The sequence below is a fragment of the Nocardioides maradonensis genome (assembly GCF_054777115.1).
Map to the genome: position 1 here is coordinate 280844 of NZ_BAAHAZ010000001.1, position 18994 is coordinate 299837.

An 18994-nucleotide genomic window follows, 5' to 3' on the forward strand; every position below is an offset into this window, starting at 1 on the left:
GTCGCGGGCTGAGGCCGCCTGGCGCGGTCAGGACCAAGGTCTCGGGTGGAACCGATCCGCAGCCCGCGCACGTCTGCTCTGATGTGGACATGCGGATCCTGGCGGCGTGGGGCGGGGCAGCGGTGCTGCTCCTCGGCGGCTGTGGGACCGGCCCGTCGCCGTCGTCGGCCCCCGGGGTGACACCGACGGCACCCGGCTCATCGATCGCGATGCGGTGGGTGTCGTCGTACGGGGTCGAGGTGGCGGTGCCGAGGGCCTGGCGGAACGGGGTGCTGCCGCCCAACGAGGCCTGCGTGCGGGGCGGGAGCGTGACGACGGCGCCGTACGTCGAGGTGGGTCGGTTCGAGGCGGTCGACGACCTGGTCCTGTGTGTGTCCTCGGGGCCGAAGGACATCCCGCCCGAGTTCGGGAAGCTCGCGTTCCGCCTCTGGCAGCCGCACGTCGCGCTGCGCCCGGCCGACCAACCCGGCGGCACCGCCTCCGGCACCTGGACCTACCGCGGCTGGACGCTCCAGCGCAGGCAGGTCGGCCGGCTGTCGATCTCGGTCCTGACCGATGCGCGCGAGCCGGGCCTCGGAGCGCAGGTCATCGGCTCGGCCCGGAAGGTCGATGTGGACGGGCTCGGGTGCGCAAGCGTGGCACCGGCCCGGCTCGCGCGGATGCAGCGGCCGAACGGTCGCCCGGTCCCGGCCGCCGCCGAGGTCGGGTCGATCTCGGTGTGCGAGTACGACCGGACCCGTCCCGGCGCCCCGAGGATGGCGGCGGACGTCTCCATCGTGGGTGCGCGGGCACGCGCGATCGTCCGCGCGATCCGTGCGGCGCCCCTCGGCGGGGGACCCGACCGCCCCCAGGACTGCCTCACGACGATGCACGGCGACGAGGCACTCGTCCTGCACTTCGTGGGCCGCGGGGCACGGCCGAGCGCCGAGGACCCGCAGGCGTTCGTGTACTCCGACTGGTGCGTCGGCAACGGCATCGTGGAGGCAGGGGGACGGCACGCACTCACCAAGCAGAGCTGCCGCCCGCTCTACGTGCCGCCCGTGGTGCTCTCGTCGGCCCAGTCGAACGTGGCGCCGCTCTGCCTGCGGCTCTGACCCGGCTCAGCCGTGGAAGGCGCCGGAGAAGAGCGGCAGCCTCTGGCCCGGCGGGACCTCCTCACGGACCGGGACGCTGTTCGGTCCCGGCAGGTGGCACCCAGGTACGTCGGCCCGCGGAGTCTTCCGGAGCAGGATCGCGCCACCCTCGTCCGAGACGACGACGTAGCCGTGCCGCTCGAGCATCCGGGCGCGCGTCACCGGCCCCTCGGGGGTGAGGAAGCCGAAGGTGAGGATCGGCTCCGAGGGCAGCAGCACGTAGTCCAGGCAGCGCGGGACCTCGTCGGCGATGACGACGTAGTGGTCGCTGAGCAGCCGGGGCGCGACGTTGTTCGTGGCCTCCACGCTCGCCCCCGCCGGGATCCGGTTCGCGGCGTCGATGAGCGCCTGCGCCGTCGGCGACGCCTGGAGGTCCGGCGGCCACATCCAGCCGAACAGGCCGAGCGCCGACGACGTCAGCAGCGCGGTGACGAGCGTCAGCCCGCCGAGGGCGCGCAGCCGCGCCGTCGAGAGCCGCGGCGCGATCCGCGCGAACGTCTCGATGGCCGCCACGAGCAGGAACGGCCAGAGGAAGGCGTCGTACTGGTTGGTGACGGTCCAGTGGTTCGGGTTGGTGGAGTACAGCCGCTCGGCGAGCAGCGGCAGCCAGCACAGCGACGTCAGCGAGCCGAGCGGGAGCAGCGCCAGCGAGGCGACGATCCAGCCGATCAGCTGCAGCTTGACGCCCTGGTCGGTCGCCGCGGTGACCAGGAGCCAGGGGTGGCCGAGGACGTTGGTGACCACGCCGACCGGGTCGGGGCCGAGTCGGTCGTAGTCCCAGTAGTAGCCGCGCACGCCGCCCATCGCCGGCAGCAGCACCTCGATCTGGATCGCCGAGACGACCGGCCCGAGCACGAGCATGGCGACGCCGGTGACCTTGCCGGCGCGGTCACCCGCACGCAGGGACCGCAGCAGCAGGACCACGCCGAACACGCCCACGATCAGCCCGAGGTCCTCCTTGCACAGGCACAGCAGCACCGCGGCGAGACCGGCGAGCCGGTAGCGGCGCGTGGCAGCGGCATCGAGCAGCAGCAGCGTGAAGGGTACGGCGAAGGAGACCTCGTGGAAGCCCGCGCCCGCGGCCGACATCAGCGGCCACCCGGTCGCGTAGACGAGCCCGACCACGTCGACGAGCCGCTCGCTCGGGATCGCGAGCCGCAGGTGCGCGAAGCTGCGTCGGGCGATCCGCCGGACCAGCGGCACGCCGGCCGCGAACAGCGCCGCCTGGGCGAGCAGCAGCACCCGAGGGTCGTCCCAGATCCAGTACAGCGGCGCGAGCAGCGCCAGGATCGGGGAGAAGTGGTCGCCGAGCAACGAGTAGCCCGGCGGGAAGTTGTGGTGGACGTTCTTCATCTCCGACACCGGGAGGTGCAGGTGCGCGTACGCCCGGATGCCCTGGTCGAAGATGCCGATGTCGAAGCCGCCCAGGTGCAGCTGCGACCAGACCTGCAGGCTCCGCCCCGCGCACACGACGAAGCACAGCAGCATCGTCGCGAGGGTACGGCGGGAGACCCGCGATCCGACCGGTATCCGGCGCGGCCGCGGGGTCTCGACGGCCGTGCCGGTCATCGCCGCGGTGTTAGCGGGGGAGGCCGCTCGCGCGCCAGGCACCCCGGCCCGCCGCGAGGGAACGACCGGGGGCGGTCCGCATGTTGCGACCCGGCGAGGCCCACAGCGAGCGCGCCGGCTCGGGCGCCGGCTCGCCGCCACCCAGCGCGGAGAAGACCGCCACGATCGCGGCGACCTCCTCCGGCGTGGTGTCGGGCGTGATGATCCGGAGCGCCGGAGCCTGCGGCTCCGGCGTCTCCACGTTCTCGTCCGGCGTGATGTCGTTCGTCATCTGGATCCTCTGGTTTCGACGCGGCCGTCGCGGCTTCGCAAGCTCAGCCGCGGGCCTTGCTCAACCTTGCCGGGCCCTGGCGGACGTTGCTCCTGCGTCGCAACGACCGCCAGTCGGCTAAAGCGGGATGTTCCCGTGCTTCTTGGGCGGGAGGGTGTCGCGCTTGGTCTTCAGCAGGCGCAGTGCCTTGACGACCTCGGCGCGGGTCTCGTGCGGACGGATGACGGCGTCGATGTAGCCGCGCTCGGCCGCGATGAACGGGTTGGCGAGCGTGGTCTCGTACTCGTCGATGAGCTCGGCGCGGCGGGCCTCGACGTCGCCGCCCTCGGCCTCGACGGCCGCGAGGGTACGCCGGTGGATGATGTTCGCGGCGCCCTGTGAGCCCATGACCGCGATCTGACCGGTCGGCCACGACAGGTTGATGTCGGCGCCGAGGTGCTTGGAGCCCATGACGTCGTACGCGCCGCCGTAGGCCTTGCGGGTGATGACGGTGACCATCGGGACCGTCGCCTCGGCGTACGCGTAGATCAGCTTGGCGCCGCGGCGGATGATGCCGTCCCACTCCTGGTCGGTGCCGGGCAGGAAGCCGGGCACGTCGACGAAGGTCAGCACCGGGATGTTGAACGCGTCGCAGGTCCGCACGAAGCGGGCCGCCTTCTCGGAGGCATCGATGTCGAGGCAGCCGGCGAACTGCATCGGCTGGTTGGCCACGATGCCGACGCTGCGGCCCTCGACCCGGCCGAAGCCGACGATGATGTTCGGCGCGAACAGCGGGTGGACCTCGGTGAACTCGCCGTCGTCGAGCACGGTGGTGAACACGTCGTGCATGTCGTAGGGCTGGTTCGGGGAGTCCGGGATGATCGTGTCGAGCGCCAGGTCCTCGTCGGACGGCTCGAGCGAGGCGACCTCGTCGTAGACCGGGGCCTCGTCGAGGTTGTTGCTCGGCAGGTAGGACAGCAGCGCCTTGGTGTACTCGATGGCGTCCTCCTCGTCGGAGGCCATGTAGTGGCTGCAACCCGACTTGGTGTTGTGGGCCCGGGCGCCGCCGAGCTCCTCCATCGTGACGTCCTCACCGGTGACGGTCTTGATGACGTCCGGGCCGGTGATGAACATGCCCGAGGTGCCGTCCACCATCACCGTGAAGTCGGTGACCGCGGGGGAGTAGACGTGACCGCCGGCGCAGTTGCCCATGATCAGGCTGATCTGGGGGATCACGCCCGAGGCGCGGACGTTGCGGCGGAAGATCTCGCCGTACAGGCCCAGGGAGACGACGCCCTCCTGGATCCGGGCGCCGGCGCCCTCGTTGATGCCCACGATCGGGGAGCCGGTCTTGATCGCGAGGTCCATGACCTTGACGATCTTCTCGCCGTACACCTCGCCCAGGGAGCCACCGAAGACGGTGAAGTCCTGGGAGAACACGCACACCTGGCGGCCGTCGACCGTGCCGTAGCCGGTGATGACGCCGTCGCCGTACGGGCGGGTCTTCTCCAGGCCGAAGGCGGTCGAGCGGTGGCGGGCGTACTCGTCGAGCTCGACGAAGGAGCCCTCGTCGAAGAGCATCTCGATGCGCTCACGGGCGGTCTTGCGTCCCTTGGCGTGCTGCTTCTCCTGCGCCTTGGCGGCGGGAGCGTGCACGGCCTCGTTCTCTCGACGCTCGAGGTCCGCCAGCTTGCCGGCGGTGGTGTGCAGGTCGATCTCGGGCTGGGTCTCGGGCTGGGCGGTCACTTGGCCTCCTTGGTTCCGTAGGGAAGATTAGTGCCCGTGACTCTCGGTTCGACTCCGCGCCCACCCTTCGACGCAGCCGCCCTCGGTGAGGCAGTGGCCACGTACCCCGACCTGAGCCTCGAGCTCATCGCCGAGTCGGACTCGAGCAACCAGGTCGCCAGCGCCCGTGCCAAGACCGGTGCGCCCGACGGCCTGGTCGTGGTCGTCGACCACCAGGTCGCGGGCCGTGGCCGGCTCGACCGCAGCTGGGAGACGCCGGCCGGCGCCGCAGTGACGTTCTCGCTGCTGGTGCGCCCGACGGTCCCCGACGCACGCTGGCCCTGGATCCCGCTGCTCGTCGGTCACACCGTGGCCAAGTCCCTCGTCGCGCTGGGGTACGACGCGGCGGTGAAGTGGCCCAACGACATCCTGATCGGCTCCCCGGAGTCCCCGGACGCCCCGGACGCCCCGGACCACCGGAAGGTCGCCGGGATCCTGGTCGAGCGGGTCGACACCCCCGACGGGCCGGCCGCGATCGTCGGGGTCGGCATCAACGTGTCGACCACCGCGGAGGAGCTGCCCGTCCCGACCGCGACCAGCCTCGCGCTCGTCGACGGGGTCCCCACGCCGGAGCGGTCGGACGTCCTCATCGGCGCGGTCACCGCGATCCGGGAGGGCTTCGACGTGTGGCAGGCCGGGGGAGACCCCGCGCACGAGCGGCTGCGGGCGTCGTACCTGGCCAACTGCGTGACGGTCGGCCAGCAGGTGCGGGCCGAGCTGCCCGGCGGCGGGAGCCTCGAGGGCAAGGCCACCGACATCGACGAGCACGGCCGGCTGGTGGTGGAGACGGCCGACGGCCCGCGCGCGGTCGGCGCCGGCGACGTGGTGCACGTCCGCCCCGCCTGACCGCGCTGTGATGCGATGATGCCGCCGTGGCCATCTCCAGCAAGCTGCTGAACCCCGGCGAGCACCTCGTCCTCAGCTGCCGCCAGCACGTGAAGAAGCTGTTCGGCCCGGTCCTCGTGCTGGTCGTGCTGCTGGCGGTCGGGGTCGCGGTGCAGGTCGCCGCCGACCACCACGCCTGGATCCGCTGGACGGTGTGGGTCCTCGTCCTCATCGGCGTGGTCTGGTTCTTCGTCCGCCCGTTCCTCGACTGGCTCGCCACGGTCTACGGCTTCACCGACCGGCGGATCATCACCCGGCACGGCATCCTCACCCGCCGCGGCCACGACATCCCGCTGTCGCGGGTCAGCGACATCGAGATCGAGATCAACCTGATGGACCGGCCGTTCGGCTGCGGCAGCCTGCTCATCTCCGACGCGTCGACGAACGGCACCACGCGGCTCAACGACATCCCGCAGGTCGAGTCGGTGCAGCGCCGGCTCAACGAGCTGCTCTTCCAGCTGCACCAGGGCGGCACCCCGCAGTCCGCCGAACCCGACGCGTGAGCGAGAGCGTGAGCGAGAGCGGCTTCGAGCAGGAGGTCCTCGGCGACGGGCCCCGGCTGACGGCCGAGGAGGCCGCCGCCGCCGCCGGCGTACCCGTCGGCCGGGCGCGACGGCTGTGGCGCACGCTCGGCTTCCCGGACCGGGGTGACGAGGCGGCGTACACCGAGGCCGACGTCGCCGCCCTCGGGCTGTTCGTCTCCTTCTTCGAGGACGGCCTGGTCGACTTCGACAGCGTGCTCAACGTCGCGCGCGGGATCGGGCTGACGATGTCCCGGCTGGCCGACTGGGAGGTCGGGGCGCTGATCCAGCGGGCCGAGGAGATGTACGCCGCCCGCGACGCCGCCCACGGGGGCGCACCGAGCGCGGTCCCCGCGGCCGTCCGGCTCACCCAGGAGTACGGCGACCGCTTCGAGGACCTGCTCATCTACGCCTGGCGCCGTCACCTCGTGGCCGCCACCGGTCGGATGGAGGCCGCCCGCGCGATCGAGGAGGCGCCCGGCACCACCCACCTGACCGTCGGGTTCGCCGACATCGTCGGCTTCACGGCCCTGTCCAACGAGGTCAGCCGGGAGCGGATCGGCGACCTCGTGGAGATCTTCGAGTCCCGGTGCGGCGAGGTGATCGCGAGCCGGCACGGCCGGTTGATCAAGGCGATCGGCGACGCGGTGCTGTTCGTCAACGACGATCCGCTGCACGCCTTCGAGACCGCCGAGGGCATCATCAACGTGATCGGGCGCGACCAGCGGATGCCCGACGTCCGGGTGGGCCTGGCCACCGGCTCGGTGGTGCTCCGGCTGGGCGACGTGTTCGGGCCGCCGGTCAACCTGGCGAGCCGGCTCACCCAGGTGGCGCGGCGCAACCGGATCATCGTCGACCAGGAGACCGCCGACCTGCTGCCCGAGGAGCAGATCGAGTCCCGCCGGCTGCCCGCGCGACCGGTCCGGGGGTTCGGCGTGGTCGAGCCGGTCGCCGTACGACGGCCGTAGGATCTCCGCAGGCTTTCCGGACCCACTATTTCGTGGACGTGTTGCACGTTCCTGCAGGTCACAGCGCTATTGATCGGACAAAACTTTTCCAAACAGGGCGCACGCGAGGCTTCCTGTCCCTACCTTGATCGGTGTGATCGAGGTACAGGATGTGCGGCTGGACCCGGCCGCTCGTCGTGCCTGGCGGGGGGATCGGGAGATCCGGCTCACACGCAAGGAATTCGAGCTGCTCCACGCGCTGATGTCGCGCGCTGGGGAGATCGTGTCCCGTGACGAGCTGATGCGCGAGGTGTGGCAGGCGACCTTCTGGACGTCGTCGAAGACGATCGACGTCCACGTCGGATGGGTGCGCCGCAAGCTCGGCGACGATCGCCATCCCTACCGGCTGATCACGACGATCCGCGGGCAGGGCCTGCGCTTCGAGATCGGCAACCAGGAGTCGGTCGCCTGAGGCCCGAGCCTCTAGGGTGCGGGGGTGTCCTTCGCTCCTCGGATCGCCGTGATCGGCGGCGGTCAGCTCGCCCGGATGATGGCCCAGCCGGCGGTGGCGCTCGGCGTACCGCTGCGGCTGCTCGCGGAGGCCGAGGGCGTCTCGGCCGCCCAGGTGATCCCCGACCAGGTGGTCGGTGACTACCGGGACCTGGCCACGCTGCAGGCGGTGACCGACGGCTGCGCGGTCGTCACCTTCGACCACGAGCACGTCCCGACCGAGCACCTGCGCGCGCTCGACGCCGCCGGGGTCGCCTGCCGGCCCGGTCCGGACGCGCTGGTCTACGCGCAGGACAAGGGCCTGATGCGGGCGCGGCTCGGTGAGCTGGGCGCGCCCTGCCCGCGCAACGCGCTGGTGTCGACGGTCGCGGACGTCGAGGCGTTCGGCCTGCCCTGCGTCCTCAAGACCGCCCGCGGCGGGTACGACGGCAAGGGGGTCTGGGTCGTCCGCTCGGCCGCCGACGCGGAGGAGGCGTTCTCCGTCGCGGCCTCTGCAGGTGTGCAGATCCTCGCCGAGGAACTGGTGGACTTCCGCCGCGAGCTGTCCGCGATCGTGGCGCGCTCGCCCAGCGGCCAGGCGGCGGCGTACCCCGTCGTGCAGACCACCCAGCTCGACGGCATCTGCCACGAGGTGATCGCGCCCGCACCGTCGCTGTCAGCCGAGATGGCCGGGGAGGCGCAGGCACTCGCGCTGCGGATCGCCGGCGAGCTCGGAGTGACCGGGGTGATGGCGGTCGAGCTGTTCGAGACCGTGGACGGCCGGCTGCTGGTCAACGAGCTGGCGATGCGTCCGCACAACACGGGCCACTGGTCGCAGGACGGCGCCGTGACCTCCCAGTTCGAGAACCACCTGCGCGCGGTGCTCGACCTGCCGCTCGGCTCGCCCGAGCCGCGAGCACCGTGGACGGTGATGGTGAACATCCTCGGCTCGTCCGACCCGTCGGTGGGCCGGCTCTACGACGGCTACCCGCACGCGATGGCGCGCGACCCGCGGCTGCGGGTGCACCTGTACGGCAAGGAGCTGCGGCCGGGCCGCAAGGTCGGCCACGTCAACGCCTACGGCGACGACCTCGACGAGGTGCTGTCGCGCGCTCGGCACGCCGCGTCGTGGTTCCGCGGGGACTTGGGGAACGAGTCGGAGTAGCGGCTGGGGTCCTTGTTGGTTTCGATACGTCCTCGCCTAGCGGCTCGGACTACTCAACCAACGGTGGTCAGAGCAGCCCGTGCTCGTGGGCGAAGACCACGATCTGCACGCGGTCGCGCAGGCCCAGCTTGCGCAGGATCGCGCCGACGTGGGTCTTGACCGTCGACTCGCTGAGGTGGACCGTGCCGGCGACCTCGCTGTTGGAGAGCCCGCGCGCGACGGCCGTGAAGATCTCGCGCTCCTTGTCGGTCAGCGCGAGGTACGCCGCCGGGGGAGCCACCCGCGCGGTGAAGCTGCGATCGAGCAGCGTGGCCAGGTCGGCGGGTGCCAGCACGGCGTTGCCGGCCGCCACGGTGCGGATCGCCTCGGCCAGCCGTTGCGGGGTCGTGTCCTTGAGCAGGAACCCGCTGGCGCCGTACCGGATCGCGGTGGCGGCGCGGTCATCGAGGTCGAAGGTGGTGAGCACGACGACCCGCAGCGGGCGCTCGCGCCGGGCGGCACGCTCGGGCGCGAGCAGCTGGCGGGTCGCCTCGACGCCGTCCATCTCGGGCATCCGCAGGTCCATCAGCACCACGTCGGGCGCCGTCTCCTCGGCCACGGCGATCGCCTGGACGCCGTCGGCGGCGGTACCGACGACCTCCATGCCCTCCTGCGCGTCGACGATGACGCGGACGCCCTCGCGGAACAGGTCCTGGTCGTCGACCAGCACCACCCGGATCGGGGCGGTCACCGGGCACCCACCGGCAGCCACGCGGTCACGGTGAAGGTGGCTACGCCGTCCACGGTCCGCGGCCGTACGTCGAGCCGGCCGCCCACCGACTCCAGGCGCTGGCGCATGCCGCTCAGGCCACTGCCCGTCTCCGCTTGCTTGCCGGCAGGTAAGTGGTTACCTGCCGGCAAGCAAGCGACCGCGTCCTGGTCGTCCACCACGTTGCTGACCTCGATCCTGAGCTCGTCCTGCCAGTGCCGCTCGACCCGCACCGGCTCGTCCCGGCGACCGTGCCGGATCGCGTTCGTCAGCATCTCCTGCAGCACCCGGTAGGCCACCGTCGCCAGCTCCGGGGGCAGCGGGCGCGGCTCGCCGACCTCGGAGGAGAGCACCTCGTGCCCGCTCGAGCGCACACCGTCGATGAGGGTGTCGAGCCCGCCGTTCGGGGGCCGGCTGTCGGTCGCGCCGAGCACGTGCCGCACGTCCTGCAGCGAGCTGCGGGCGGAGGTCGCGATGGTCGCGAACGTCTCCTTGAGCCGGGCCGGGTCGTCGTCGGGGAGGTACTGCGCGGACTCGGCCTGCGCCAGGATCACCGCGAGCGAGTGGCCGACCACGTCGTGGACGTCGCGTGCGAGGCGCGCCTGGCCCTCGCGCAGCTCGGCGAGCTCGGCGGCCTGGTCCCGCTCGCGGGCGGTCTCGATCTGCTCGGCGCGGGTCGCCGCCTCGCGACGCAGGACGCGCAGCAGCAGTCCGACCAGCCACGGCACGATCAGCAGCCCGACCCCGACCAGCAGCAGGTGGCCCACCAGGGACCGGATCGAGCTGCCGGGGCCGAGCAGCGTGTAGAGCCGAGCATCGGAGAACCGCACGATCCGCCCGGTCCGGACCGCCAGCTCGGCGATGAGGGCGATCGCCGGGACCGACGAGGCGCTCGCGACCAGCGTCGCGACCGAGCCGTAGCGCGCGCACCCGTACGCGACGATCGCCACCGCGGCCTCGACCGGCAGCACCGGGAACCCGCGCAGCAGCTGGGCGAGCGCCAGGCACCACAGCAGGACGAGTGCCAGGGCGGGGCCCAGCCGGTAGGCCGCGACGGCGACCGCGAACACGACGACGAACAGCACCTGGTCGCGGGTCGAGGGGATGGCCACGACGTCCTCGTGGTCCATCTCCCAGATGCCGAGGAACAGCACGACGACGCCGATCACGACGGCCGGCGTCCAGGCGGAGGTGCGGATCCGCTCGATCATCGGGCTCCTGCGAGGGCGGCCGACGGCGCTCGTTCGCGGTCGCGCCACCGCAGCAGCGGCCGCTCGAGGTAGCGCCAGGAGGCCGCGGCGGCGACCAGCGTCAGCAGCAGGGCCAGCGGCCCGCCGTACCAACCGATCGGGCGGAGCCACACGGTGAGCGGGTAGTCCCACAGGTAGGCGGCGTACGAGACCGTCCCGAGCGCGGCGAGGGCGCCTCCGATCCGGTTCTGCACGTTCCGATCGTGCCAGGACCGCGCGAGGACCGCGGTGAGGGCAGCGATGAGCGGCGCGCCGAGCAGGTACGTCGCCGCGTGCCCGCGCAGCGGGACGAAGCAGAGCACCACGAGCGGGAGGAGCAGCGGCCAGCTGCGCGTCACCACCGGCACCCGGTCCGACCACCAGCGGGCGGCGCCGCCGATGACGAAGCAGCCGGCCCACGACGTCGGCAGCGGGTAGGCCAGGTCGAGGGCGTGCCGGTAGTGCACGACCGTGACCACGCACGCGAGCAGGCAGAGCAGCCCGGCGCCGGCGAGCACCGGGGCCGGACGCCGGGTCCGGACCGCGAGGACGAGCACCAGCGGCCACAGCAGGTAGAACTGCTCCTCCATCGCCAGCGTCCACAGGTGGAAGATCGCCGTGCTGCCGTGCTGGAACGGGAGGTCCGCGGTCCAGGTGAGGGCGACCGCGACCGTGCGCGGCAGCCGGCCGCGGTCGCCGACGGGGTCGAGCACGAGCGTCACGACGACGAGGACCGCCACGACCACGAGCAGCGCCGGCACCAGCCGCCACGCGCGGCGCGCGTAGAAGTGCCCGGCCCGGAACCGGCCGTGCTCGGCCAGGTCGCGCATCAGCACGCCGGTGATCAGGTAGCCGCTGATCGAGAAGAACATCACCACCCCGACGACACCGGGGCCGGGCAGCAGGGTGTCGGTCAGGTGCCGCAGCAGCACCAGCGCGATCGCGATCCCGCGGAGCTGGTCCAGCCCGGCGCTGCGCAGCCGGCTCACCGGAGGGCGTCGCGGACCATGAGGTCCAGCAGCTCGGCGTACGAGACACCCGCGGCGGCGAACATCCGCGGCGCCTGGGAGTGCTCGGTCAGCCCCGGCATGGTGTTGACCTCGAGCAGGACCGGGCCGTCGTCGGTGAGGAAGAAGTCGATCCGCGCGAGCCCGCGGCAGCCGAGGGCGTCGTACATCCGGACGGCAGTGTCGCGCAGGTCCCGGCGCTCGGCGGTCGTGACGTCGGCGGGGACGCGCAGGTCGGCGCCGCCGCCGTACTTGCTCTCGTAGTCGAAGAGCCCGGGGCCGACGATCTCGAGCGGTGGCGCGACGAGCCGGCCGCCGTCGGCGCTGCCGAAGACCGCGACGTCGATCTCCCGGCCGGCGACCACCTCCTCGACCAGCACCCGGTCGTCGTAGGTGAACGCCTCGTCGAGCGCGGCGGCGAGGTCCTCGCGGTTCTCCACCAGTGAGACGCCCCGGCTCGAACCGGCCCCCGCCGGCTTCACGACGACCGGCCCCGTCCAGCGGTACGCCGAGGACCGGGTCAGCAGCGTCCCTGCCGCCACCCGGATGCCGGCCGCCGCGGCGACCAGCTTGGTGAGGTGCTTGTCCATCGCGATCGCGCCGGCCGCGGTGGGAGAGCCGACGCAGGGGAGGCCGAGGACCCGGCACAGGGCGGCGAGCGTGCCGTCCTCCCCGCCCGCACCGTGCACCGCGGGGAAGACGACGTCGCAGCTGGTGAGCACGGCGAGCGCACCGCGGAGGCCGAGCGGCCGGCCGCCGCGGTCGCGCCAGCCCCCGTCCGGGCAGATGGTCAGCGGCACCACGTCGTACGCCGAGGCGGGTAGGTGCGCGCACACCGCGGCCGCCGATGCCAGGGACACCTCGTGCTCACCGTTCGCGCCGCCTCCGACGACGGCGACCCTGATCCGGCCGTCGTCCACCAGTGCGCTCATCGCCGCACCCGCGATCCGATGCCGGTCACGATCTCGTGCTCGATCGTGCCCGCCCACGTGGCCCACTCGGCGGCCCTCGGCTCGCCCTGGGTGCCGCTGCCGAAGATCGTCGCCACCTCGCCGACCTGCACCGGCAGGGTGCCGACGTCGACCACCACCTGGTCCATCGACACCAGCCCGACCACCGGACAGCGGCGGCCGTGCAGCCAGACCTGGGCGCGACCGGAGGCGGTGCGCGGGATGCCGTCGGCGTACCCGACCGGCAGCAGGGCGAGCCGGGTCGCGCGGGGTGCGCTCCAGGTGTGGCCGTAGCCCACCGAGGCCCCGGGAGCCACGTCGCGGATCGAGACCACGGGCGCGGTGAGCGTCATCGCCGGGTGCAGCCGGGTCGTGCCGGTCGGGTCGATGCCGACCAGGCCCGCGCCGACCCGGCACAGCGTGTGGTGGCTGAGCGGGTCGGTGAGGGTGGCCGCGGTCGCGGCGAGGTGGCGCAGCGGCGGCCGGAGGCCGTGCCGCCGCGCGACCGCCAGCCCCCACAGGAAGCGGTCGCGGCCCACCGCGTTGCTCGGGTGCGCGGGTCGGTCGGCGCAGGCCAGGTGCCCCATCAGCCCGACCACCCGCACCGTGCCCGACCGCTCGGCACGGCGCGCGGCGGCGCACAGCCGCGCCCAGGCCGCGGGCGCGGCTCCGTCGCGCGCCATGCCGACGTCGAGCTGGAGGTGGACCCGGGCCAGGTGCCCCGTGCGCGCGGCGGCGCGCTCGATGGCGGCGAGGTGGTCCAGACCGGGCACCGCGAGGTCGATGCCGTGCGCGAGCGCCGTGGCGTGGTCGGCGTCGACAGGGTTCAGCCAGCTGAGCACCGGAGCGCTCAGGCCGTCCCAGCGCAGCGCGAGCGCCTCGTCGATGCTGGTCACACCCAGCCAGGAGGCGCCGTGGTGCAGGGCGGTGCGGGCGACCGCGCTCGCGCCGTGACCGAACCCGTCGGCCTTCACCACGGCCATCAGCGCGCCGCTCGCGCGGGCCGCGAGACGCAGGGTGTTGTCGGCGACGGCGGTCAGGTCGACCGTCAGGGCGGCACCCCGTCGGGCGTCGTACGCCGGCGCGACGGCCAGCGCGCTCATCGCAGCGCCCCTGCGGGGACGGGCACCTCGACCGGCCCGTACGTCGCGTGCGCGGCGCCGGTCAGCAGCGCCCAGTACCGGTCGCCGAAGCTCCAGTGCCACCACTCGGTCGGGTAGTTGACCAACCCGGCGGCGGTCAGCACACCGGCGAGCAGGTCGCGGCGCGCGCGTGCGGCGGGGTTGATGTCGACGGCGGCGAAGTAGCAGCGGCCGCCGCTCTGCTCGGGGGTCGCGTCGATCGGCGTCCCGAGGTCCAGGGGAGCGCCGTCGGCGTCGGTCAGGGTGAGGTCGACGGCGGCACCCGCGACGTGCGGTGCCACGGCGAGCGGCGCGACGAAGCGGCTGACCAGGCGGTCGAGCTCGGCCGGGCCACACCCGGGACGGGCCGCGCACACCTCGCTGGAGTAGCGGTTGATGATCCGCTGCTGGTCGGCCGGGCTGCGGTGCCCCTCGACCACGTGCAGCCGCACCGACGGTGGGAGGGAGCGGGCCGCGACCCGCAACCGCTCGGCCAGACCGACCCGGACCAGCACGCCGGGGGCCGCGAGGGCCGGCGGCAGCTCGACCAGGGGATCGCCGGACTCGACGAGCGGGATCGCGTGGACCCGCGGGTCCGCCAGCAGGACGGGACTTGTCATGCCACCGACGCTAGGGACGGACGCGGGTGCCGCGCGTCGGTCTGAGGTGCCGATCCCCGGCACCACAGGACCTTCTCGATAGCCTTCGGGCATGACTGCGCGCGTGGGCATCGTGATGGGCTCGGACTCCGACTGGCCGGTGATGCGGCTGGCGGCTGAGGCGTTGGCCGAGTTCGGCATCGAGCACGAGGCCGACGTGGTGTCCGCGCACCGGATGCCCGAGGAGATGCTCGACTACGGCAAGCGGGCGGCCGGCCGCGGTCTCCAGGTGATCATCGCCGGCGCCGGCGGTGCGGCCCACCTGCCCGGCATGCTCGCGTCGGTCACGCCGCTGCCCGTCATCGGCGTACCGGTGCCGTTGAAGTACCTCGACGGCATGGACTCGCTGCTCTCCATCGTGCAGATGCCGGCCGGCGTACCGGTCGCCACGGTCGCCGTCGGGGGAGCGCGCAACGCGGGCCTGCTGGCCGTGCGCATCCTCGCCGCCACCGACCCGGCACTCCAGGAAAAGATGACGGCCTTCCAGGCCGACCTGAAGGCAGCGGCTCAGGCCAAGGGCGAGGTCGTCCGCTCGGCCCAGTCCGGCCGTCGCGCCGGCTTCTGAGCCGGACCCCACGTCCCCTCACTCACGTGTGAGTGAATCGGATTCACTCACACGTGAGTGAGGCCGTGACGTCAGTCCTCGCGGCGCACCTGACCGCGCAGCGACTTCGTCTCCGAGCGCTCCCGCTTCGACTGCAGCCGACGCTCCTTCGAGCCCCGGCTGGGTCGGGTCGGGCGGCGCGGAGCCGCCGGGGGAGCGAGCCCGTCCCGGATCAGCGCGGCGAGCCGCTCGCGCGCCGCGACCCGGTTGCGGTGCTGCGAGCGGTGCTCGGAGGCCGCCACGGCGACCACCGGACCGAGCCGATCGAGCAGCCGAGCGCGCTGGGTCTCCGTGAACGCCGTCGACGACTCGACCGACAGCTCGAGCTGGACCCGGCTGTCGGCCGTGTTCACCGACTGACCGCCCGGGCCCGAGGAGCGGCTGAACCGCTCGACGAGCTCGGCCGCGGGGACGACCAGGCCGTCGGGAAGGCCGGGGCCCGGGTCGATGCGCAGGTCAAGCTCGCCGGGCACGCTGGAACCACACCTGGCTCGGGCACACGTCCATCACCATCGGTACGCCGGCGGCCACCGTGCGCTCGTACGCCGCCTCGTCGACCACGCCCATCTGGAACCAGACGCCTCCCGCCCCGACGGCGACCGCCTGGTCGGCGTACTGACCGGCCTCGGAGGACCTCCGGAACACGTCGACGACGTCGATCCGACCCACGGCCTCGGCCGCCTCCGCGAGCGTGCCGTACACCAGCTCACCGAGGACCTTCTTGGTCCCGTCGGCCGACGGGTGGATCGGCACCACCCTCTTGCCGTGCTGCTGCAGCTCCTGCGCGATCGAGTAGGCGGTGCGGTACGGGTCGCCACCGAGACCCACCACGGCCCACACCTCGCTGTCGTCGAGCAACACATCGATCACGTCAGGATTGGTCCAGGGCGCCATATCCGCAGAATGTTGGACGTCCTACGATTATTCCCATGAGCGACTTCCCGATGTACGGCCTCTCCGAGGAGCAGCAGGAGATCCGCAAGGCGATCCGCGAGATCTGTGACGCGAAGATCGCGCCCCACGCGGCGGCCGTCGACGAGGAGGCGCGGTACCCGCAGGAGGCGCACGATGCCCTGCTGGAGACCGACTTCTACGCTCCGCACGTGCCGGAGCAGTACGGCGGCGTGGGCGCGGACGCGCTGGCAACGGTCATCGTGATCGAGGAGATCGCCCGCGCCGACGTGTCCGCGTCCTTGATCCCGGCGGTCAACAAGCTGGGCTCGCTGCCGGTCCAGATCGGCGGCTCGGAGGAGCTCAAGAAGAAGTACCTCGGCGCGCTCGCGCGCGGGGAGGGCGGCTTCTCCTACTGCCTGTCCGAGCCCGATGCCGGGTCGGACGCGGCCAACCAGAAGACCCGCGCGGTGCGCGACGGTGACGGGTGGGTGCTCAACGGCACCAAGCGCTGGATCAGCAACGCCGGCGTCTCGGAGTACTACACCGTCCTCGCGATGACTGACCCGGAGAAGCGCTCGAAGGGGATCAGCGCCTTCGTGGTGGAGAAGTCCGACGAGGGGGTGTCCTTCGGCGCGAAGGAGAAGAAGCTCGGCATCCAGGGCTCCCCGACCCGCGAGGTCTACCTGGACAACGTCCGCATCCCCGGCGACCGGATCATCGGCGAGGAGGGCAAGGGCTTCGAGATCGCGATGAAGACCCTGGACCACACCCGGATCACGATCGCCGCCCAAGCGGTCGGTGTCGCGCAGGGGGCGCTGGACTACGCGCTGGGCTACGTCCAGGAGCGGCAGCAGTTCGGCAAGCCGATCGCGGACTTCCAGGGCCTGCAGTTCCTGCTCGCGGACATGGGCATGAAGGTCGAGGCCGCCCGTCAACTGACCTATGCGGCCGCCGGGCGCTCCGAGCGCGGCGACGCCGACCTCACCTTCTTCGGCGCGGCCGCGAAGTGCTTCGCCTCGGACGTGGCGATGGAGGTCACCACGAACGCGGTCCAGGCGCTCGGCGGTTACGGCTACACGCGTGACTACCCGGTCGAGCGGATGATGCGCGACGCGAAGATCACCCAGATCTACGAGGGCACCAACCAGGTCCAGCGGATCGTGATGGCCCGCCAGCTCCTCGCCGGCATCCAGAGCACCCTCTGACGGTCACAGGCCCAGCCGGGCCGGCCCGATCGGGATCCCTCCGGTCGGGCCGCCGCTCATCTCCATCCCGCGCACGCCCGGCGTCGCGGTCGTGTCGACGAGCAGCGAGCCGCCCGGCCAGGTGAACCGGACGTCGTCCTCCTCCGGCGAGGCCGTCGCGCCCAGCACGCCGCTGAACAGGCGGTGCGAGAGGTCCGGGTCGGTCGTGCCGAGGTACGTCGCCCCGAGCCGGCCCTGCGCCCCCGGCTCCGTGTCCCACACCGGCGTCCACCAGTCCAGGTCGGTCGCACCGGCGCCGACGGGGAAGTCCTCCGGACAGCGCTCCCGGGTGCCGAGGATCTCGGCGAGCGGGGGATGTGGCCGGTCTGTCTGCGCCAGTTGGATGACCGTGCCGTGGACACCGTCCGGCGCGATGAACGCCTCCCGCCACGGCGCGTGGTCGTAGCTCTCACCGACCACGGTCAGGCCGAGCTCGCGCACCTGCGCGACGGAGGCGGCCAGGTCCGGCACGGTGAAGGTGATGTGGTGCGGACCGGCGCCGCGGGCGTCCAGGAACCGGGTCAGGAAGCCCGGCCCGGTGGGCTCCAGCAGCTCGATGTTCGCGCCCGCCTCGGTCGTGCCGGCGTAGAGCGTGACGTAGCGGAACTCCGCCAGAGTCTCGCCGAAGATCGGCACGGCGCCGAGCTCGGCCCGCAACCGACGTGCGACCGCGAGGGCGTCGGGGACGGCGAAGGAGGTGTGGTCGAGGTCCGGAGCGTGCATGGGCATGAGCCTAGGAGGCGCAGACGCCGAGGGCCGGTGCCGGGACGCGCGTCCCGGCACCGGCCCTCGTCACGTCACTGCAGCCAGGCGTCGACCTCGCTGGAGTGGGCCGAGATCCAGGCCTGGGCCGCCTGGTCCGGGGTCTTCCCGTCCTTCGCGATGGCCTTCGCGACCTCGTTCTGGTCGTCGTTGGTCCAGTGGAAGTTCTTGATCACCTTGACCGCGGGGGAGCCGGAGTTCGCGAACTTCGTCGAGATCAGCTTGTTGAGCTTGTACGGCGGGTAGTCGCACGCGACCTTCGCCGGGTCGGAGTCACAGCCCGGGGTGTACTTGGGCAGGTTGACCTTGACCAGCTTCATCTCCGAGAAGAACCACTGCGGCTCGTAGAAGTAGGCGAGCAGCGGGGTCTTGTTGGCCTCGGCGGTGCGGAAGCTCTGGATGAGCGCCGCCTCGGAGCCACCGACGACGACCTTGTAGTTCAGGTGCAGGTTGGTCACCAGCGCCTGGTCGTTCGTGACGTAGCTCGGGTCGCCGTCGAGCAGCTGGCCCTGGGAGCCCGACTCGCTGGTCTTGAACAGCGAGGCGTACTTGTTCAGGTTCTGCCAGTTGGTGATGTCCGGGTACTTCTGGGCCATCCACGGCGGGACGAACCAGCCGATGACGCCGGTGTTGCCGGTCGGGCCGGCGTCCTGGACGGTGTGCTGCTGGGTGATGTACTTCGCGACCAGGTCGTCGTGACCCCAGTTCTCGACGATCGTGTCGACGGTGCCGTTCGCCATGCCGGCCCAGCTGGGCTGCTCGGCGAGCTTGACGTAGTTGACGGTGCAGCCGAGCTTCTGCTCGAGCACGTTGCCGAGCACGTAGGCGTCGGCGGTGTAGCCGACCCAGGCGTTGAGGGCCATGTTGACGGTCCCGCAGGACTGGCCGCCCGCGACGGTCGTGTCCTTGATGCTGCCGCCGCCACACCCGGCGAGGGTCAGGGCCAGGGCAGCCACGGCAGCCAGGACGCCCATGCGGCGTGCGGCGGGTTTGATGCCACGGGTCATGCGGGTTTTCCTCTCTAGAGCAACA

At 72.3% G+C, this 18994-nt stretch carries 21 protein-coding genes; 8 read left to right on the forward strand and 13 right to left on the reverse strand.

What is annotated here, in order from left to right; translation table 11 throughout:
• Positions 1-89: 89 nt before the first annotated feature.
• Positions 90-1094, forward strand: coding sequence for a hypothetical protein (locus ACYVAQ_RS01190; RefSeq protein WP_460786592.1), 1005 nt, complete (start codon positions 90-92; stop codon positions 1092-1094).
• A gap of 6 nt (positions 1095-1100) precedes the next feature.
• Here the strand turns inward: ACYVAQ_RS01190 and ACYVAQ_RS01195 are convergent, their stop codons facing one another.
• The 3 genes from ACYVAQ_RS01195 to ACYVAQ_RS01205 all read right to left on the reverse strand — a co-directional run bounded on the left by ACYVAQ_RS01195 (position 1101) and on the right by ACYVAQ_RS01205 (position 4698).
• On the reverse strand, positions 1101-2702 hold the full coding sequence (locus ACYVAQ_RS01195; protein WP_460786593.1) for a DUF2079 domain-containing protein: 1602 nt from the start codon (positions 2700-2702) through the stop codon (positions 1101-1103).
• Between the two features lie 10 nt (positions 2703-2712).
• Complete coding sequence (locus tag ACYVAQ_RS01200; protein WP_460786594.1) at positions 2713-2973, reverse strand: acyl-CoA carboxylase subunit epsilon; 261 nt, start codon at positions 2971-2973, stop codon at positions 2713-2715.
• 117 nt (positions 2974-3090) lie between these two features.
• Positions 3091-4698: an acyl-CoA carboxylase subunit beta gene (locus ACYVAQ_RS01205; RefSeq protein WP_460786596.1), complete on the reverse strand. Its 1608-nt coding sequence runs from the start codon at positions 4696-4698 to the stop codon at positions 3091-3093.
• A gap of 93 nt (positions 4699-4791) precedes the next feature.
• On the opposite strand from ACYVAQ_RS01205, the gene ACYVAQ_RS01210 reads away from it, so the two are divergent.
• The 5 genes from ACYVAQ_RS01210 (at position 4792) to ACYVAQ_RS01230 (ending at position 8744) form a co-directional block, all read left to right on the forward strand.
• The gene (locus ACYVAQ_RS01210; RefSeq protein ID WP_460786597.1) at positions 4792-5583 is read left to right on the forward strand and encodes a biotin--[acetyl-CoA-carboxylase] ligase; all 792 of its coding nucleotides are present in this window, start codon (positions 4792-4794) and stop codon (positions 5581-5583) included.
• A gap of 26 nt (positions 5584-5609) precedes the next feature.
• The gene (locus ACYVAQ_RS01215) at positions 5610-6125 is read left to right on the forward strand and encodes a PH domain-containing protein (RefSeq protein ID WP_460786599.1); all 516 of its coding nucleotides are present in this window, start codon (positions 5610-5612) and stop codon (positions 6123-6125) included.
• A complete protein-coding gene (locus ACYVAQ_RS01220; RefSeq protein WP_460786600.1) occupies positions 6122-7111 on the forward strand; it encodes an adenylate/guanylate cyclase domain-containing protein in 990 nt (329 codons plus the stop codon). Before ACYVAQ_RS01215 ends, ACYVAQ_RS01220 begins: the two co-directional genes overlap by 4 nt.
• 133 nt (positions 7112-7244) lie before the next feature.
• On the forward strand, positions 7245-7562 hold the full coding sequence (locus ACYVAQ_RS01225) for a winged helix-turn-helix domain-containing protein (RefSeq protein ID WP_460786601.1): 318 nt from the start codon (positions 7245-7247) through the stop codon (positions 7560-7562).
• Between the two features lie 24 nt (positions 7563-7586).
• Complete coding sequence (locus ACYVAQ_RS01230; protein WP_460786602.1) at positions 7587-8744, forward strand: 5-(carboxyamino)imidazole ribonucleotide synthase; 1158 nt, start codon at positions 7587-7589, stop codon at positions 8742-8744.
• Between the two features lie 67 nt (positions 8745-8811).
• On the opposite strand, the gene ACYVAQ_RS01235 is transcribed toward ACYVAQ_RS01230, so the two are convergent.
• The 6 genes from ACYVAQ_RS01235 to ACYVAQ_RS01260 are packed head-to-tail and all read right to left on the reverse strand — an operon-like array spanning position 8812 to position 14419.
• Positions 8812-9474 (reverse strand): response regulator, encoded by a 663-nt coding sequence (locus tag ACYVAQ_RS01235; protein WP_460786603.1) that lies wholly within the window; start codon positions 9472-9474, stop codon positions 8812-8814.
• On the reverse strand, positions 9471-10703 hold the full coding sequence (locus tag ACYVAQ_RS01240; RefSeq protein WP_460786604.1) for a sensor histidine kinase: 1233 nt from the start codon (positions 10701-10703) through the stop codon (positions 9471-9473). The genes ACYVAQ_RS01235 and ACYVAQ_RS01240 overlap by 4 nt, the downstream gene beginning before the upstream one ends.
• Positions 10700-11710 carry an acyltransferase family protein gene (locus tag ACYVAQ_RS01245; protein ID WP_460786605.1) on the reverse strand — a complete coding sequence of 337 codons (1011 nt, stop codon included), beginning with the start codon at positions 11708-11710 and terminating at the stop codon, positions 10700-10702. The genes ACYVAQ_RS01240 and ACYVAQ_RS01245 overlap by 4 nt, the downstream gene beginning before the upstream one ends.
• Complete coding sequence (locus tag ACYVAQ_RS01250; protein ID WP_460786606.1) at positions 11707-12660, reverse strand: D-alanine--D-alanine ligase family protein; 954 nt, start codon at positions 12658-12660, stop codon at positions 11707-11709. Before ACYVAQ_RS01250 ends, ACYVAQ_RS01245 begins: the two co-directional genes overlap by 4 nt.
• Positions 12657-13781 (reverse strand): alanine racemase, encoded by a 1125-nt coding sequence (gene alr, locus ACYVAQ_RS01255; RefSeq protein WP_460786607.1) that lies wholly within the window; start codon positions 13779-13781, stop codon positions 12657-12659. Before alr ends, ACYVAQ_RS01250 begins: the two co-directional genes overlap by 4 nt.
• Positions 13778-14419: a M15 family metallopeptidase gene (locus tag ACYVAQ_RS01260; RefSeq protein ID WP_460786608.1), complete on the reverse strand. Its 642-nt coding sequence runs from the start codon at positions 14417-14419 to the stop codon at positions 13778-13780. Before ACYVAQ_RS01260 ends, alr begins: the two co-directional genes overlap by 4 nt.
• 91 nt (positions 14420-14510) lie before the next feature.
• Between ACYVAQ_RS01260 and purE the strand changes: the two genes are divergently transcribed.
• A complete protein-coding gene (gene purE / locus ACYVAQ_RS01265) occupies positions 14511-15023 on the forward strand; it encodes a 5-(carboxyamino)imidazole ribonucleotide mutase (RefSeq protein ID WP_460786609.1) in 513 nt (170 codons plus the stop codon).
• A gap of 71 nt (positions 15024-15094) precedes the next feature.
• Here the strand turns inward: purE and arfB are convergent, their stop codons facing one another.
• The gene (gene arfB / locus ACYVAQ_RS01270; protein ID WP_460786611.1) at positions 15095-15535 is read right to left on the reverse strand and encodes an alternative ribosome rescue aminoacyl-tRNA hydrolase ArfB; all 441 of its coding nucleotides are present in this window, start codon (positions 15533-15535) and stop codon (positions 15095-15097) included.
• On the reverse strand, positions 15519-15932 hold the full coding sequence (locus ACYVAQ_RS01275) for a CoA-binding protein (RefSeq protein ID WP_460786613.1): 414 nt from the start codon (positions 15930-15932) through the stop codon (positions 15519-15521). Before ACYVAQ_RS01275 ends, arfB begins: the two co-directional genes overlap by 17 nt.
• Before the next feature lie 59 nt (positions 15933-15991).
• On the opposite strand from ACYVAQ_RS01275, the gene ACYVAQ_RS01280 reads away from it, so the two are divergent.
• Positions 15992-17161, forward strand: a complete 1170-nt coding sequence (locus tag ACYVAQ_RS01280; protein ID WP_460786614.1) for an acyl-CoA dehydrogenase family protein — start codon at positions 15992-15994, stop codon at positions 17159-17161.
• 3 nt (positions 17162-17164) lie between these two features.
• On the opposite strand, the gene ACYVAQ_RS01285 is transcribed toward ACYVAQ_RS01280, so the two are convergent.
• Positions 17165-17923, reverse strand: a complete 759-nt coding sequence (locus ACYVAQ_RS01285) for a VOC family protein (RefSeq protein WP_460786616.1) — start codon at positions 17921-17923, stop codon at positions 17165-17167.
• 74 nt (positions 17924-17997) lie between these two features.
• Positions 17998-18969: an ABC transporter substrate-binding protein gene (locus ACYVAQ_RS01290; protein WP_460786617.1), complete on the reverse strand. Its 972-nt coding sequence runs from the start codon at positions 18967-18969 to the stop codon at positions 17998-18000.
• Positions 18970-18994: the final 25 nt, after the last annotated feature.